Genomic DNA, 17,710 nt, shown 5'->3' on the forward strand with positions numbered 1-17,710 from the left:
CGCGCGGGTCATCGGGAGTCAGCTTTCAGGAGACGGCATTTCTGAAAGCATTCTGGGGGGTAAACGGCAGCTGGGGTCCCAGCGGCTGACCAGCATCGACTGATTGATCCGACACCGGCTCCACGTATCGAGCGAGGTGACGTCATGAGCATTTTTAGCCACTTCCAGCAACGTTTCGAGTCCACGCGGCAGGAGGAATACTCGCTGCAGGAATACCTCGATCTCTGCAAGCAGGACCGCAGCGCCTATGCATCGGCTGCGGAACGTCTGTTGCTGGCAATCGGAGAGCCGGAGCTGCTGGATACTTCGGCCAACTCCAGGCTTTCGCGGATCTTTTCCAACAAGGTGATTCGCCGCTATCCGGCCTTTGAAGACTTCCACGGGATGGAAGAGTGCATCGACCAGATCGTGTCCTACTTTCGCCACGCCGCTCAGGGCCTGGAAGAGAAGAAGCAGATTCTTTATCTGCTTGGCCCGGTGGGGGGCGGTAAATCGTCCCTGGCCGAAAAGCTCAAGCAACTGATTGAAAAAGTCCCCTTCTATGCCATCAAGGGCTCACCCGTGTTCGAGTCGCCCTTGGGGCTGTTCAACGCTACCGAGGATGGCGCGATCCTTGAGGAAGATTTTGGCATTCCTCGCCGCTACCTCAATACCATCATGTCGCCATGGGCCACCAAGCGTCTGGCCGAGTTCGGCGGTGACATCAGCCAGTTCCGTGTGGTCAAGCTCTACCCTTCCATCCTCAACCAGATCGCCGTGGCCAAGACCGAACCTGGGGATGAAAACAACCAGGACATCTCGGCCCTCGTGGGCAAGGTCGATATCCGCAAGCTGGAAGAGTTTCCTCAAAACGATGCCGACGCCTACAGCTATTCGGGAGCCTTGTGCCGGGCCAACCAGGGCTTGATGGAATTCGTCGAGATGTTCAAGGCCCCCATCAAAGTGCTACACCCCCTGCTGACAGCGACCCAGGAAGGCAACTACAACAGCACCGAAGGCCTGGGGGCGATTCCGTTCAGCGGCATCCTGCTGGCGCACTCCAACGAGTCGGAATGGCACACCTTCCGCAACAACAAGAACAACGAAGCCTTCATCGACCGGATCTACATCGTCAAGGTACCGTACTGCCTGCGAGTCACCGATGAGGTCAAGATCTATGACAAGTTGCTGTTCAACAGCTCATTGTCCAAGGCCCACTGCGCCCCCGATACGTTGAAGATGCTCGCCCAGTTCACTGTGCTGTCGCGCCTGAAGGAGCCAGAAAACTCCAACATCTATTCGAAGATGCGGGTCTATGACGGTGAAAACCTCAAGGACACCGATCCGAAGGCCAAGTCGATCCAGGAATACCGCGACAACGCGGGGGTCGATGAAGGGATGAATGGTCTGTCCACACGTTTTGCCTTCAAGATCCTGTCCAAGGTCTTCAACTTCGACCCGCACGAGATCGCAGCCAACCCGGTTCACCTGTTGTATGTGCTGGAACAACAGATCGAGCAGGAACAATTCCAGGCGGAGACCCGCGAGCGTTACTTGCGTTTCCTGAAGGAATATCTGGCTCCACGGTATATCGAGTTCATCGGCAAGGAAATCCAGACAGCGTACCTGGAGTCCTACAGCGAATATGGGCAGAACATCTTCGATCGCTACGTGCTTTACGCGGACTTCTGGATCCAGGATCAGGAATACCGCGATCCGGAAACCGGCGAAATCCTCAACCGCGTGGCGCTGAACGAAGAACTGGAAAAAATCGAGAAACCGGCCGGGATCAGCAACCCCAAGGATTTCCGCAACGAAATCGTCAATTTTGTCTTGCGGGCCCGAGCCAACAACAACGGCAAGAACCCGACCTGGCTCAGCTACGAAAAGCTGCGGGTGGTCATCGAGAAGAAAATGTTCTCCAACACCGAAGACCTGTTGCCAGTCATTAGCTTCAACGCCAAGGCCAGTAAAGAGGACCAGCAAAAACACAACGACTTCGTCACACGCATGGTCGAACGTGGCTACACCGACAAACAGGTACGACTGCTCTCCGAGTGGTACCTGCGGGTCCGCAAATCGCAGTAGGGCAGTTGCGAGCTACAAGCGACAAGCTGCAAGAGAAGCGTGTAAGCCTGATATCCGGTCCACTGCTTCTGCTTGCAGCTTGTAGCTCACAACTTGAAGCTGCCCGGAGGGCCACCCATGAGCTATGTGATCGACCGACGCCTTAATGGCAAGAACAAGAGCACGGTGAACCGCCAACGGTTTCTGCGGCGTTACCGTGACCACATCAAGAAGGCCGTCGAAGAGGCGGTCAGCCGCCGCTCCATTACCGACATGGAACATGGCGAGCAGATCAGCATCCCTGGCCGCGACATCGACGAGCCGGTGCTGCATCACGGGCGCGGCGGCAAACAGACCGTCGTGCATCCCGGCAACAAGGAATTCACCAGCGGCGAACACATCCCGCGTCCGCAAGGGGGAGGTGGCGGAAGAGGCCCGGGCAAGGCTGGCAACTCCGGCGAAGGCATGGACGAGTTCGTGTTCCAGATTACCCAGGAGGAATTCCTGGAGTTCATGTTCGAGGACCTCGAGCTACCGAACCTGGTCAAGCGCAACCTGACCGGAACCGATACCTTCAAGACCGTGCGCGCCGGCATCAGCAATGAAGGCAATCCTTCACGCATCAACATTATCCGCACGCTCCGCTCGGCCCACGCCCGGCGCATCGCGCTGTCTGGCAGCAGCCGGGCAAAGTTGCGCGAAGCCAAGGACGAACTGGCCCGCCTGAAGCGCGAAGAACCCGACAATTTTGGCGACATTCAAGACTTGGAAGCGGAAATCGAGAAACTCAGCGCACGTATTCACCGCGTGCCATTCCTCGATACCTTCGACCTCAAGTACAACCTGCTGGTGAAACAACCCAACCCCAGCTCCAAGGCCGTGATGTTCTGCCTGATGGACGTGTCGGGGTCCATGACCCAGGCCACCAAGGACATTGCCAAGCGGTTCTTCATCCTGTTGTACCTGTTCCTCAAACGGAACTACGACAAGATTGACGTGGTGTTCATCCGTCACCACACCAGCGCCAGGGAAGTAGACGAAGAGGAGTTCTTTTATTCGCGGGAAACCGGCGGCACGATTGTCTCCAGTGCCTTGAAGCTGATGCAGGAAATCATGGCCGAACGCTATCCGGCCAATGAATGGAACATTTATGCAGCCCAGGCGTCGGACGGCGACAACTGGAACGATGATTCGCCCATTTGCCGCGACATCCTGATCAACCAGATCATGCCGTTCGTCCAGTACTACACCTATGTGGAAATTACTCCACGGGAACATCAGGCCTTGTGGTACGAATATGAACGCATTGCCGAAGCGTTTTCCGACACATTTGCCCAGCAGCAATTGGTCTCGGCCGGGGATATCTACCCGGTCTTCCGTGAACTCTTCCAGCGCAGGTTAGTGACATGACCGCCAAAAAAGAGCAGAAGCGTCAACCCATCTCCACCGGCTCGGAATGGACGTTCGAGCTGATTCAGGCCTACGACCGCGAAATCAGCCGTATCGCGGACCGTTATGCCCTGGACACCTATCCGAACCAGATCGAGGTGATCACCGCCGAGCAAATGATGGACGCCTACGCGTCGGTCGGCATGCCACTGGGCTATCACCACTGGTCCTACGGCAAGCACTTCCTCAGTACCGAAAAATCCTACAGCCGCGGCCAGATGGGGCTGGCGTACGAGATCGTGATCAACTCCGACCCCTGCATCGCCTACCTGATGGAAGAAAACACCATCTGCATGCAGGCCTTGGTGGTGGCCCATGCCTGCTACGGCCACAACAGCTTCTTCAAGGGCAATTACCTGTTTCGCACCTGGACCGATGCCAGCTCGATCATCGATTACCTGGTATTTGCCAAGCAATACATCATGCAATGCGAGGAACGTCACGGCATTGATGCAGTGGAAGACCTGCTGGACTCCTGCCACGCGCTGATGAACTACGGCGTGGACCGCTACAAACGACCTTATCCGATCTCCGCCGAAGAAGAACGCCGTCGTCAAAAGGACCGCGAAGAACATCTGCAAAAACAGATCAACGATTTGTGGCGCACCATCCCCAAAGGCGCGGACAAGTACAGCGAGAAAGACAACGCGCGCTTCCCTGCCGAACCCCAGGAAAACATCCTCTATTTCATTGAGAAACACGCGCCGCTGCTGGAGCCGTGGCAGCGGGAAATCGTGCGCATCGTGCGTAAAATCGCTCAATACTTTTATCCACAGCGCCAAACCCAGGTCATGAACGAAGGCTGGGCCACATTCTGGCATTACACGCTCATGAACGACCTCTACGACGAAGGCCTGGTCACCGACGGCTTTATGATGGAGTTCCTCACGTCCCACACCAGCGTGGTGTTTCAGCCTGGGTTCGACAGCCCGTATTACAGCGGCATCAACCCTTATGCACTAGGCTTTGCCATGTACCGCGACATCCGGCGCATGTGCGAAAACCCCACCGAGGAGGATCGGCGCTGGTTCCCGGACATCGCAGGCTCAGACTGGTTGTCCGCCATTAAATTCGCCATGAGCAGCTTCAAGGACGAGAGCTTTATCCTCCAGTACCTCTCGCCCAAGGTCATCCGCGACCTGAAACTGTTCAGCATCCTCGATGATGACCAGAAAGATGACCTGCTGGTGCCTGCCATCCATGATGAAAGCGGTTATCGCATCATCCGCGAGACGCTGGCGGCCCAATACAACCTGGGCAACCGCGAACCCAACGTTCAGATCTACAGTATCGATCGCCGGGGCGATCGCTCGCTGACCCTGCGCCATCAGGCACACGATCGCAAACCGCTGGGCGATTCAACCGATGAAGTCCTCAAGCACCTGCACCGCCTCTGGGGGTTCGACATTCATCTCGAAACCCTGCAGGGCGACCAGGTGATGAAAACCCATCACGTGCCACCTCGAACCGAACAAACCGAAGGAGATTATGGCCGGCTGGACCTGGCCGTCATTCATCTTTGAACCCGTTTTCACCTCCGGACGCCTGGCGCAAAGGTTATCCTGTCAGACCAACGGAGGTTTTTTATGCAGATCTATAAAGTCGGCGGCGCCGTTCGCGATCGCCTGCTGGGCATTCCTGTCACCGACATCGATCGGGTCGTGGTGGGGGCTACTGCCGAGGACATGCTCGCCAAGGGCTTTCGCCCGGTGGGGGCTGATTTTCCCGTCTTCCTCGACCCCAAGACCGGGGATGAATACGCCCTCGCCCGTACCGAACGCAAAAGCGGCCGCGGTTATGGCGGTTTCGTGTTCCATGCCAGCCCTGAAGTCACACTCGAAGAAGACCTGATTCGCAGGGACCTGACGATCAACGCCATGGCCGAAGATGACCATGGAAATCTTACCGACCCCTACAACGGTCAACGCGACCTCAAAGCCCGCCTGCTACGCCACGTTTCCCCCGCGTTCGCCGAAGATCCCCTCAGGGTCTTGCGGGTTGCCCGCTTTGCCGCGCGCTATGCTGCGCTGGGTTTCAAAGTGGCGGACGAAACCCTGGAACTGATGCGTCAGCTCAGCGACTCTGGCGAACTGCAAGCCTTGACCGCCGAGCGCAGCTGGAAAGAAATTTCCCGCGCCCTCATGGAAAACCAGCCACAGGTGTTTATCCAAGTCCTGCGCGATTGCGCCGCCCTCAAAGTCTTGATGCCTGAAATTGATGCACTCTTTGGCGTGCCGCAACCCGAGGCCCATCACCCGGAAATCGACACCGGCGTCCACACCCTTAGCGTGCTGGAGCAGGCAGCCTTGCATGCACAGCCACTGACGGTCCGTTGGGCTTGCCTGCTGCATGACCTGGGCAAAGGGCTGACGCCCGAACACGAATGGCCGCGACACATCGCCCATGAGCACAAGGGGCTGAAGCTGATCAAAGCGGTCAATGAACGTTTCAAGGCACCTCGCGATTGCCAGGAACTGGCGTTACTCGTCGGCCAATACCACACCCACGGTCATCGCGCGCTTGAGTTAAAGGCTTCTACCTTGCTTGAGCTGTTGCACAGCTTTGACGTGTATCGCCGCCCCCAGCGCTTCGAGGAGTTCATCGCGGCCTGTGAGATGGATGCGCGGGGCCGCAAGGGGCTTGAAGGCAGAAGTTATCCACAGGCTGAGTATCTGCGCGGCGCGGCAGCTGCGGCCCGCGGGGTAGCGGTGCAACCTTTGTTGGAGAAGGGCTTCAAAGGGCCGGAGCTGGGTGAGGCGATCAAGCGCGAGCGGCTCAAGGCATTGAAAGCCTATAAGGAAGCGGCGAGCTGAGTCAGTTTACATTTGCGGCGGAGCGCCCACCGTCATCGCGAGCAAGAGCTCGCTCTCACAGCGACCCTCAGTGGACACATGTCTTGTGGTCGAGTGAAATCCATTGTGGGAGCGAGCTTGCTCGCTCTCACAGCGACCCTCAGTGGACACATGTCTTGTGGTCGAGTGAAATCCATTGTGGGAGCGAGCTTGCTCGCGATGGCGGCAGGCGCCTCACAGCAGATTCGACGGCGTAAGCGGCTGGCCCCGCCACTCAAAAGCCACCGGCGCCAGCACCTGGTCAATCTGCGACTCATCCCACAAAGTCGCGAAGCTTTTGCCCACGCCAGGGTGAATCCGATCCGGTGCAATCAACGACAACGGCCAAAGGACAAAGGCGTTCTTGAGGATTTCGGCGCGGGGCAGGATCAAGCCGTCGAAATTGCCGACCTGCTCGCCATATAACAACACGTCGATATCCAGCGGCAGCCCTTTGCGGTCCGGCGCATAACGACCATTGTCGGCCTCGATGAACTTCAGGCGACGGTCCAGCTCCATCAGCGGCAGATCCGTGTAGGCAGCTACGACGAAATTGAAAAAAGGCCCGCTCTTGATACCTACCGGCTGGCTCTCGAACACCGCCGAACAGCGTATGTCCACCAGGAAACCGGCCAAGGCCTCAAGACCTGCGCACAAGTGGACTTCGCGCTCGATATTGCTGCCGAGCCCGAGAAAAACCTGAGTCAGCGGCATCCGCGCTCGATCTCCACGCCAACGCCACTGGCCGCCGGCACAGCGCCGGGTTTGGTCACTTTCAGACGCAGCCAGGTAATCTTGAACTCGTCCATCAGCGCCTGGGCCAGTCGTTCGGCAAATGTCTCAACCAACTGGTACTGGGCTTGCTCGGCAAATGCCTGGATGCGCGACGATACGCTGGCGTAATCGAGCGCCAGGGCCAAGTCATCGCCGGCCGCGGCCGGACGGTTATCCCAGGCGAAACTCAGATCCAGCCGCAGACACTGGCGGATGCCGCGCTCCCAGTCGTAGGCACCAATGACCGTGTCGACTTCCAGGCCTTCGATAAACACTCTGTCCAAGCACTCTTCTCCGCAGCACGACAAGGGCGCAATGCGCCGTTAGAATCAGGGCGTCCTCGCCCGGAATAGTTAGCATGTTTTGGTTACTGGCGACTTTCGCCTACCTGCTCGGCTCGCTGTCCTTCGCCATTTTGCTCAGCCGCCTGACCGGTCGCCCGGATCCGCGAATGAGTGGCTCGGGCAATGCCGGCGCCACCAACATGCTGCGCCTGGCCGGACGCAAACTTGCCATCCTGACCTTGCTTGGCGACCTCTGCAAAGGCCTTGTCCCGGTTCTGCTCGCCAGTCTTGCCGGGCTTTCGTTGCAGCAACAGGCCTGGATCGGTGTCTGCGCCGTCATCGGCCACTTGTTCCCGCTGTACTTTCGCTTTCGCGGCGGCAAGGGTGTCGCCACCGCCGCCGGCATGCTGCTGGGCCTGTATCCACCCGCCGCCCTGTTGGCCGTCGTCGCCTGGCTGCTGACGTTCTACCTCACCCGCACCAGCTCCCTGGCCGCCCTGATTGCCACACCGCTGATCCTGCCGTTGCTGGCCTGGCAGGAACCGACGGCCTTGCTGCCGGTGACCGCACTTGTTGCACTGATCGTCTGGCGCCACCGGGGCAATCTACGCGACCTGTTTGCCGGGCGCGAACGGCATTTTTAAACCGCACGCCCTACAGCGGTGACAACTGCTCCATGGGCCAGCGCGCCTGCACGCTGATTGCCAGGCTTTCGTGCTGGCCAGCTTGCAAACGTTGGCATCCGGCGAAGGCAATCATCGCCCCGTTATCTGTGCAGAACTCCGGCCTGGCGTAGTAAACGTCGCCGTTCATGCTGCCAAGCATGTTCTCCAGTGACACGCGCAAAGCCTTATTTGCACTGACTCCGCCAGCGATCACCAGACGCTTGAGTCCGGCCTGTTTCAGGGCGCGTTTGCACTTGATGGTCAAAGTCTCCACCACCGCTTGCTGGAACGCCAGCGAGATGTCGCAACGGGCTTGCTCGCCGTCGTCTCCGGCGCTGACGCATTGCTGCCAGGTGTTCAGGGCGTAGGTTTTCAGGCCGCTGAAGCTGAAATCCAGGCCAGGGCGGTCACACATCGGCCGCGGAAAGACGAAACGCCCTTCAATCCCTTGGGCCGCCAACCGGGCGATTTCCGGTCCGCCCGGGTAATTGAGGCCCATCATCTTCGCAGTCTTGTCGAAAGCTTCACCGGCAGCGTCGTCCAGGGTTTCCCCCAACAGTTCGTATTGGCCGATACCATCGACCCGGACCAACTGGGTATGACCGCCCGAGACCAACAAAGCGACGAACGGAAACTCCGGTGGTTGCGGCTCCAGCATCGGCGCCAGCAAATGACCTTCCATGTGATGCACACCCAAGGCCGGGATCCCCCAGGCGAAGGCGAGCGCCTGGGCACAGGAAGCCCCCACCAGCAGCGCGCCCACCAGGCCCGGCCCGGCGGTGTAGGCAATGGCGTCGATCTCCGTCGGCACACAGCCGGCCTCGGCCAGGACCTGGCGAATCAAGGGCAGCATGCGCTTGACGTGATCGCGGGACGCAAGCTCGGGCACCACGCCGCCATAGGCGCGGTGCAGGTCGATCTGGCTGAACAGTGCATCGGCCAACAGGCCGCGTTCACTGTCGTATAATGCGACACCTGTTTCGTCGCAGGAGGTTTCTAATCCCAGTACTAGCATGGGTTTGCGCCTTGTAGAGGCTGAATTCGAAGGCGCGCATAATAGTCGTCACGTTGTGCCCCGACCAGCGGTTTTCGATCAGAGGCTTTGCATTCCGAGCGATGAGGGGTTAACATCCGCAACCCTTAAAAACCGACGTCTTCAAGTGCTCTTTTGCCGCGAGGATGTTGACCCCGGTAATGAATGAAGGTAGCTCTGGATGCCAGCCGTCAAAGTAAAAGAGAACGAACCCTTCGACGTAGCTCTGCGTCGTTTCAAGCGCTCCTGCGAAAAAGCCGGTGTTCTGGCTGAAGTTCGTAGCCGCGAATTCTACGAGAAGCCGACTTCCGAGCGTAAGCGCAAAGCAGCAGCCGCTGTTAAGCGTCACGCCAAGAAAGTTCAGCGCGAACAGCGCCGCGCCGTACGTCTGTACTAATACACAGACGTCCGTAGCAAGCTTCTGCCAAGCCCGGCCCTCAAGCCGGGCTTATGGCATTTGCGGAAAACGCTTGATGCTTCACCGTCAAAGTCGCACATGCGACCGAGACAACCTGCTTTACCACGTCAGACCTGGCTCTTTTGCCAGCGGTGCACGTCTCTTCTGACGAGCCTTCCAAGGCTACTGACGAGCACACCCCTGATTCCTCTAACGACGATCAGCCCAAGGCACCTGCTTGCGTGCCCACCTGATGATCCGAGGCCTGAAAGGCCGTTACCGGACTCAGCGCAACATATTCAAACAGTCGAATACTGATTAGTGATTAACGTCAGTGAACTATCGGCAGATACACTTCCCGACAGCGATGATGCAGACGACCCGGTCGAGCCACCGTTTTACCGTGCCTCAAGACCAAGAGTCGGTTACGCCTGCTGATTTCGGGTCCATATTTCGCGCAGTGATGATGAGAACGCCATGGCCGGGCTGATTCCCCAGAGCTTTATTGACGACCTCCTGAACCGCACCGACATCGTCGATGTGGTCAGCTCTCGCCTGCAAATGAAAAAAGCCGGCAAGAACTACACGGCCTGCTGCCCGTTCCACAAAGAAAAGACCCCGTCCTTCAGCGTCAGCCCCGACAAACAGTTTTATTACTGCTTCGGCTGTGGCGCTGGCGGCAATGCCCTCGGCTTTATCATGGACCACGACAACCTGGATTTCCCCCAGGCTGTCGAAGAACTGGCCAAAGCCGCCGGCATGGAAATTCCCCGCGAGGAAAGTGGCCGAGCGCACAAACCGCGCCAACCAACTGACTCGCCGCTCTACCCCTTGCTGACCGCGGCGGCCGATTTTTATCGCCAGGCCCTCAAAAGCCATCCCGCCCGCAAAGCCGCTGTGGATTATCTCAAGGGTCGCGGCCTGACCGGCGAAATCGCTCGGGACTTCGGCCTCGGCTTTGCCCCGCCCGGCTGGGACAATCTGTACAAGCATTTAAGCAGCGACACCTTGCAGCAGCGCGCCATGATCGATGCCGGCCTGCTGATCGAAAATGCCGAAACCGGCAAGCGCTACGACCGCTTCCGCGACCGGGTAATGTTCCCCATCCGCGACACGCGCGGGCGGATCATCGCGTTTGGCGGCAGGGTCCTGGGCGACGACAAACCCAAGTACCTGAACTCCCCGGAGACCCCGGTATTCCACAAAGGACAGGAACTCTACGGGCTATACGAAGCGCGCAAGAACAACCGCAACCTCGACGAAATCATTGTCGTCGAAGGCTACATGGACGTGATCGCCCTGGCCCAGCAAGGTTTGCGCAATGCCGTTGCAACCCTGGGCACCGCCACCAGCGAAGAACACATGAAGCGCCTATTTCGCGTCGTGCCCAGCGTGCTGTTCTGCTTTGACGGCGACCAAGCTGGTCGCAATGCCGCCTGGCGAGCACTGGAAGCGACGCTGCCATGCCTGCAGGATGGGCGGCGAGCGCGCTTTCTATTTTTGCCCGAGGGCGAGGACCCGGATACCCTGGTGCGCTCCGAAGGCACCGATGCATTCCGTGCGCGAATCAACCAGCACGCGCAGCCGCTGGCCGATTATTTTTTCCAGCAGTTGACCGAAGAAGCCGATCCGCGCTCCCTCGAAGGCAAGGCGCATATGGCCACCCTCGCCGCACCGCTGATCGACAAGGTACCCGGCGCCAACCTGCGCACCCTGATGCGCCAGCGCCTGACCGAAATCACCGGCCTGAACAGCGAGGCGGTCAATCAGTTGGTCCACAGCGCTCCCCAGGAAGCGCCGCCAGCCTACGACCCGGGCATTGATTACGACGCGATGCCGGATTTCGCCGACTATCATCAACCGCAGCAGGACTACGCGCCTACACAGGAATGGACACCCAAGAAACCGGGCAGCGGAGGCAAGAAATGGGACAAAAAGCCTTGGGACAAGAACGGTAAGCGCGGCGATCGCGACCAGCCACGTGCCCCACGCGTGCCGGCCGCCGTCGAACCACCAACACTGGCCGCCCTGCGGACTTTGCTGCACCACCCGCAACTGGCTGAAAAGGTCGAGGACGCCGGGCACTTCGCCGCCGAGGACCACAGCAATACGCAATTGCTGATCGCACTCCTTGAAGCCGTGCAGAAGAACCCCAAACTGAACTCTTTCCAGCTGATCGCCCGGTGGCACGGCACCGAACAAGGGCGCCTGTTGAAGGCCCTGGCCGAGAAGGAATGGCTGATTGATGGAGACAACCTTGAACAACAGTTTTTCGACACCATTACTAGCTTGTCCGCCCGCCAACGCGAGCGAAATCTGGAACAACTTCTGCGAAAAGCTCGCCAGAGCGAGTTGACCAGCGAAGAGAAAAACCAATTGCGCGACTTACTCAGCCGCAATGTTTGCGCATCAAACCCGACCTCAACTGGCGCGTGAGGTCACAGCTCAGGTATAATCCTCGGCTTGTTTTTTGCCCGCCAAGACCTTCAGTGGATAGGGTGTTATGTCCGGAAAAGCGCAACAGCAGTCTCGTATCAAAGAGTTGATCCTATTGGGTCGTGAGCAGGGCTACCTGACTTACGCGGAGGTCAACGACCACCTGCCGGAGGATATTTCAGATCCGGAACAGGTGGAAGACATCATCCGCATGATCAACGACATGGGGATCAACGTATTCGAGGTTGCTCCAGATAAGGATGCCCTTATGCTGGCCGACGCCGATACCGACGAGGCGGCCGCTGAAGAAGCGGCCGCAGCGTTGGCAGCGGTCGAGACCGACATTGGTCGCACCACCGACCCCGTGCGCATGTACATGCGTGAAATGGGTACGGTAGAGCTCCTCACACGTGAAGGCGAAATCGAAATCGCCAAGCGTATTGAAGAAGGCATCCGCGAAGTGATGGGCGCAATCGCGCACTTCCCTGGTACGGTTGACCATATTCTCTCCGAATACACCCGCGTCACCACCGAAGGTGGTCGCCTGTCCGACGTCCTGAGCGGTTACATCGACCCGGACGACGGCATCGCACCGCCTGCAGCCGAAGTGCCACCACCGATCGACGCGAAAGCCGCCAAGGCCGACGACGACACCGATGATGATGACGCCGAAGCCAGCGACGACGAAGAAGAAGCCGAAAGCGGTCCGGATCCGGTCATCGCTGCACAGCGTTTCGGTGCTGTGGCCGACCAGATGGAAATCACTCGCAAGGCTCTGAAGAAGCACGGCCGCAGCAACAAGCAGGCAATTGCCGAGCTGTTGGCGCTGGCCGAGCTGTTCATGCCGATCAAACTGGTGCCCAAGCAATTCGAAGGCCTGGTGGAGCGTGTCCGCGGCGCCCTGGATCGTCTGCGTCAGCAAGAGCGCGCGATCATGCAACTGTGCGTGCGTGATGCCCGCATGCCACGTGCTGATTTCCTGCGTCAGTTCCCTGGCCACGAAGTCGACGAAAGCTGGACCGATGCACTGGCCAAAGGCAAAAGCAAATACGCTGAAGCCATTGCCCGCCTGCAACCAGACATCGTTCGTTGCCAGCAGAAGCTGAGCGCGCTGGAGGCCGAAACCGGTCTGACCGTCGCCGAGATCAAGGACATCAACCGTCGCATGTCGATCGGTGAGGCCAAGGCCCGCCGCGCGAAGAAAGAGATGGTCGAAGCGAACTTGCGTCTGGTGATCTCCATCGCCAAGAAGTACACCAACCGCGGTCTGCAATTCCTCGATCTGATCCAGGAAGGCAACATCGGCCTGATGAAAGCGGTGGACAAGTTCGAATACCGTCGCGGCTACAAGTTCTCGACTTATGCCACCTGGTGGATCCGTCAGGCGATCACTCGCTCGATCGCCGACCAGGCCCGCACCATCCGTATTCCGGTGCACATGATCGAGACCATCAACAAGCTCAACCGCATTTCCCGGCAGATGTTGCAGGAGATGGGTCGTGAACCGACCCCGGAAGAGCTGGGCGAACGCATGGAAATGCCCGAGGACAAAATCCGCAAGGTATTGAAGATCGCCAAAGAGCCGATCTCCATGGAAACCCCGATCGGTGATGACGAAGACTCCCATCTGGGTGACTTCATCGAAGACTCCACCATGCAGTCGCCGATCGATGTCGCCACCGTCGAGAGCCTCAAGGAAGCGACTCGCGAAGTACTCTCCGGCCTCACTGCCCGTGAAGCCAAGGTACTGCGCATGCGCTTCGGCATCGACATGAATACCGACCACACCCTTGAGGAAGTCGGTAAGCAGTTTGACGTAACCCGCGAGCGGATTCGTCAGATCGAGGCCAAGGCGTTGCGCAAACTGCGCCACCCGACGCGAAGCGAGCACTTGCGCTCTTTCCTCGACGAGTGACGTTAAAAACCCCCGGCCCTGCCGGGGGTTTTGTTTTGTGCAGATAAAATCCCCCCGTTACGCCTCCCCGCCCCTATTGCCCGTCTACACTCGAAACATCCTCCCCAAGCCATGACGAGACCGTGATGCCCAGACTGACGGCCGTGATTTTGCTGTCATTGATGACCTGGACCGCAACGGCTGGCGCGCTGATGCTCACCGACGAAGAGCGCCGCTGGCTCAAGGACCACCCCGACCTGCGCCTGGGTGTCGACGCCTCCTGGCCACCGTTCGAATTTCGCGACGACCAGGGGCGATATCAGGGCCTGGCAGCCGACTATGTGGATGTTATTCGCGAGCGGTTGGCTGTCACGCTCACGCCTATCGAGCCCGTCAGTTGGACCATGGTGCTGGAACAGGTCGCACAGGGCAAAATCGATCTGTTGCCCGGTATCATGTCCACGCCCGAACGCCAGAACTACCTGGCCTTCACCCGCCCCTATCTCGACTTTCCCATCGTCATCCTGGCCCATCATGGCGGTGCAGAACCTCATAACCTTGAGGATCTGTACGGACTGAAAATCGCCGTGGTGGAAAACTATGCGCCCCACGAACTGTTGCGCAACCACCATCCAGACCTGAATCTGGTGGCGCTGCCCAATGTCAGTTCAGCCTTGCAAGCCTTGGCCACCGATAAAGTGGATGCGGTGGTGGGCGACCTGGCTTCCAGTGTCTGGAGCCTGCGCCAACTCAAGCTCGACGGGCTTTATGTCAGCGGCGAAACACCCTATCGCTATCAACTGGCCATGGGCGTCCCGCGCGAGAACAAGCTACTGGTGGGTATTCTGGACAAGGTCATAGCTGACATGTCGCCCGCCCAGATCAGCGAAATTCAGGAGAAATGGGTCGGCAATGTCCGAGATTACCGAAGGTTCTGGTCAGACCTACTGGTTTACGGCCTGCCTGCACTGCTCCTCTTGAGCGGCATACTCGCGGCGGTGATCCGCATCAATCGGCGCCTCAGCTCAGAGATCGCGCGACGAGTCGATCTGGAACAAGAGTTGCGCAGCAGCGAATACCACTATCGCGGGCTGGTGGAGAGCCTTTCGGCCATTGCCTGGGAGGCAAGGGTCAGTGACTTCACCTACAGCTACGTGTCCCCCCACGCTGAAGATCTGCTCGGCTATCCCCTCTCCCACTGGTTGATTCCAGGGTTCTGGCGCAACATTATTCATCCCGCCGACCTGATCCGCGCCCAGACCTATTGCGACCATGAAGTGCTAGCGGGCCGCGACCATTGCATTGATTACCGCGTGATCACTGCTGATGGCCGCTGCCTGTGGGTGCGCGATATTGTCAGCCTCATCCAACACGGGCACGAACCGGTGATGCGCGGGTTGATGATCGACATCAGCGAAGCCAAACGTACCGAGGAAGCGCTGCGCCTTTCCGAGCAAAAATTCGCCTCGGTATTCCGTCAGTGTCCGGACATCCTGGTGATCGCTCGCCTGCAGGACGGTTGCCTGCTGGAGGTCAACAAGGCCTTCGAGGAGCAGATTGGCCTGGGCGCCGCAGAGGTGGTGGGCCAGACCGCGACCGAACTGAACATCTGGGGCATCCAGGACGTCGGCCCGAGCCTGCTGCAACGATTACAGGCCGGCAGCATCCGCAATCTGGAGATGCCTTTTCGCCGCAGCAATGGCCAGGTGTTCACCGGGCTGATCTCGGCCGAACCCTTCGATCTCGACACCACCCCAGCGCTGGTCGTGGTCGTCCGTGACATCAGCCAGCTCAAGGAAACCCAGCAGCAGTTGCAGACCTCCGAAGAGAAGTTCGCCAAGGCTTTTCATGCTTCGCCCGACGGCCTGCTACTGTCCCGGCAAAGCGACGGCCTGCTGATTGAGGTCAACGAAGGCTTCAGTCGCATTACCGGCTTCAACAGCGCCCTGTCGGTGGACCGTTCCACCCTGGACCTGGGCATCTGGGTCAACCTCAATGAGCGCAAACAGATGCTCGACCTATTGCAACGAGACGGTTATGTCAGGGACTTCAGGTGTCATATTCGCCGTAACGATGGACAGATACGGCTCTGTGAAGTATCCAGCCGCCCTCTGCCCATCGGCGACGAAGACTGCATGCTGACCATCGCCCGGGACATCACCGAACGCCACCTGATGCAGGAAAAACTGCAACAGGCCGCCACCGTGTTTGAAAGCACCGCCGAAGGCGTGCTGATCACCGATACGCAACAGCACATCAGCGCAGTGAACCGCGCCTTCAGTGAAATCACCGGCTATAGCGAAACCGAAGCCCTGGGTCATACCCCGCGGCTGTTGGCTTCCGGCCTACATGACAGCGCGTTCTATGCCGCGATGTGGCACCAGTTGACGGCTGAGGGACACTGGCAGGGGGAGATTTCCAACCGGCGTAAAAACGGCGAGCTGTATCCCAGTTGGTTGACCATCAGCGCGGTGCGTAACCGGGATCGGGAAATCACCCATTTCGTTGCAGTCTTTGCCGATATTTCCAGCCTCAAGCACGCTCAGGCCCGACTCGATTACCAGGCGCACCACGACCCGCTCACCGGCCTGCCAAATCGCACATTGTTCGAAAGCCGATTACTCATGGCGCTCAACAGCCAGCAGGAAGATGGCGGTCAGGGTGCGGTGCTGTTCCTGGACCTGGACCGCTTCAAGCACATCAATGACAGCCTGGGGCACCCGGTGGGGGATCTGCTGCTCAAGGGCATCGCCGTGCGCTTGCGTGAGCAGTTGCGCGACATCGACACCGTGGCGCGCCTGGGTGGCGACGAATTCATCATCCTGCTGCCAGGCCTGCAACAACCCAGCGATGCCGAACACATTGCCCAAAAACTCTTGAATTGCTTTGCCGCACCGTTCCAGGCCGGCGAACATGAATTCTTCATCAGCGCCAGCATCGGGACCAGTCTGTACCCCCAGGATGGCTGCGACGTTGCCACGCTGGTCAAAAATGCCGATGCCGCGATGTACCGCTCCAAGGCCAAGGGTCGCAACCGGGTTGAAAGCTACACCCGGGACCTCACCGCCCAGGCCAGTGAGCGGGTGGCTCTGGAGCACGAGTTGCGACGCGCCATCGAGCGCAACGAACTATCACTGTCCTTCCAACCCAAATTCAGCCTTGCCGACAACCGGCTGGTGGGCGCCGAGGCGCTGATACGCTGGACCCACCCCACGTTTGGCGACGTACCGCCGGAACATTTCATCCCGCTGGCTGAAGAAAACGGCATGATCCTGCAGATCGGCGACTGGGTACTGGAACGTGCCTGTCGGCAACTGTCCGAATGGAACGATACCTATGAAAGTCTCGGCCCACTGTCGGTCAACCTGGCAGGAGCCCAATTGCGCCAACCCAACTTGCTGGGGCGTATCGAGCAACTGCTGCGTGAGCACCATCTCAAGCCGGGCTTATTGCAACTGGAAATTACCGAAAACTTCATCATGAGCCAGGCCGAAGAAGCCCTCGCGGTGCTGCACCAGCTGAAAAAGCTCGGTGTGCAACTGGCGATAGACGACTTTGGCACCGGCTACTCATCCCTGAGCTATCTCAAGCGATTGCCATTGGACTTCCTCAAGATCGACCAGTCCTTCGTCCGTGGTCTGCCCGATGACCCTCATGACGTGGCCATCGTGCGGGCAATTATCGCCCTGGGCCGCAGCATGCAATTCACGATCATCGCCGAAGGCGTCGAGACCCTGGCCCAACAGCGATTCCTGGCAGAAGAAGGCTGCGAACAGATCCAGGGCTACATCGTCAGCCTGCCGCTGTGCGCCGAAGAGTTCGCCGCAACGTTTCTTCGTATGACCGTATCGGATTTTTCGGATAGCACAGCCGAGAAACCGTCGTTATAATCCGCGGCCTA

12 protein-coding genes are annotated in these 17,710 nt (G+C 58.8%); 9 read left to right on the plus strand and 3 right to left on the minus strand.

Going from position 1 to position 17,710, the window contains the following annotated elements:
- The first annotated feature begins 144 nt into the window (after positions 1–144).
- The 4 genes from AAIS01_RS16040 to AAIS01_RS16055 all read left to right on the plus strand — a co-directional run bounded on the left by AAIS01_RS16040 (position 145) and on the right by AAIS01_RS16055 (position 6,308).
- The gene (locus AAIS01_RS16040; RefSeq protein ID WP_343469730.1) at positions 145–2,067 is read left to right on the plus strand and encodes a PrkA family serine protein kinase; all 1,923 of its coding nucleotides are present in this window, start codon (positions 145–147) and stop codon (positions 2,065–2,067) included.
- A gap of 117 nt (positions 2,068–2,184) precedes the next feature.
- On the plus strand, positions 2,185–3,456 hold the full coding sequence (locus AAIS01_RS16045; protein ID WP_214912469.1) for a YeaH/YhbH family protein: 1,272 nt from the start codon (positions 2,185–2,187) through the stop codon (positions 3,454–3,456).
- Positions 3,453–5,018: a SpoVR family protein gene (locus tag AAIS01_RS16050; RefSeq protein ID WP_343469731.1), complete on the plus strand. Its 1,566-nt coding sequence runs from the start codon at positions 3,453–3,455 to the stop codon at positions 5,016–5,018. The genes AAIS01_RS16045 and AAIS01_RS16050 overlap by 4 nt, the downstream gene beginning before the upstream one ends.
- A gap of 63 nt (positions 5,019–5,081) precedes the next feature.
- Complete coding sequence (locus tag AAIS01_RS16055) at positions 5,082–6,308, plus strand: multifunctional CCA addition/repair protein (RefSeq protein ID WP_343469732.1); 1,227 nt, start codon at positions 5,082–5,084, stop codon at positions 6,306–6,308.
- Between the two features lie 213 nt (positions 6,309–6,521).
- Here AAIS01_RS16055 and folK read toward each other — a convergent pair whose 3' ends face one another.
- Entirely contained in the window at positions 6,522–7,040 is a 519-nt protein-coding gene (gene folK / locus AAIS01_RS16060) for a 2-amino-4-hydroxy-6-hydroxymethyldihydropteridine diphosphokinase (RefSeq protein ID WP_343469733.1), read from the minus strand.
- Positions 7,031–7,384: a dihydroneopterin aldolase gene (folB, locus tag AAIS01_RS16065; protein WP_343469734.1), complete on the minus strand. Its 354-nt coding sequence runs from the start codon at positions 7,382–7,384 to the stop codon at positions 7,031–7,033. The genes folK and folB overlap by 10 nt, the downstream gene beginning before the upstream one ends.
- A gap of 74 nt (positions 7,385–7,458) precedes the next feature.
- Between folB and plsY the strand changes: the two genes are divergently transcribed.
- Positions 7,459–8,028, plus strand: a complete 570-nt coding sequence (gene plsY, locus AAIS01_RS16070; RefSeq protein ID WP_214912474.1) for a glycerol-3-phosphate 1-O-acyltransferase PlsY — start codon at positions 7,459–7,461, stop codon at positions 8,026–8,028.
- Between the two features lie 10 nt (positions 8,029–8,038).
- Here the strand turns inward: plsY and tsaD are convergent, their stop codons facing one another.
- Entirely contained in the window at positions 8,039–9,064 is a 1,026-nt protein-coding gene (tsaD, locus tag AAIS01_RS16075) for a tRNA (adenosine(37)-N6)-threonylcarbamoyltransferase complex transferase subunit TsaD (RefSeq protein WP_343469735.1), read from the minus strand.
- A gap of 199 nt (positions 9,065–9,263) precedes the next feature.
- On the opposite strand from tsaD, the gene rpsU reads away from it, so the two are divergent.
- From rpsU to AAIS01_RS16095, 4 genes are all read left to right on the plus strand, one after another.
- A complete protein-coding gene (rpsU, locus tag AAIS01_RS16080) occupies positions 9,264–9,479 on the plus strand; it encodes a 30S ribosomal protein S21 (RefSeq protein ID WP_002551877.1) in 216 nt (71 codons plus the stop codon).
- A 477-nt stretch (positions 9,480–9,956) separates the two neighbouring features.
- On the plus strand, positions 9,957–11,915 hold the full coding sequence (gene dnaG / locus AAIS01_RS16085) for a DNA primase (RefSeq protein WP_343469736.1): 1,959 nt from the start codon (positions 9,957–9,959) through the stop codon (positions 11,913–11,915).
- A 67-nt stretch (positions 11,916–11,982) separates the two neighbouring features.
- Positions 11,983–13,830, plus strand: coding sequence for an RNA polymerase sigma factor RpoD (rpoD, locus tag AAIS01_RS16090; protein WP_343469737.1), 1,848 nt, complete (start codon positions 11,983–11,985; stop codon positions 13,828–13,830).
- Positions 13,831–13,955: 125 nt separating this feature from the next.
- Positions 13,956–17,699: a bifunctional diguanylate cyclase/phosphodiesterase gene (locus tag AAIS01_RS16095; protein ID WP_343469738.1), complete on the plus strand. Its 3,744-nt coding sequence runs from the start codon at positions 13,956–13,958 to the stop codon at positions 17,697–17,699.
- Positions 17,700–17,710: the final 11 nt, after the last annotated feature.

This window comes from Pseudomonas halotolerans (assembly GCF_039581215.1).
Classification (GTDB): domain Bacteria; phylum Pseudomonadota; class Gammaproteobacteria; order Pseudomonadales; family Pseudomonadaceae; genus Aquipseudomonas; species Aquipseudomonas tehranensis.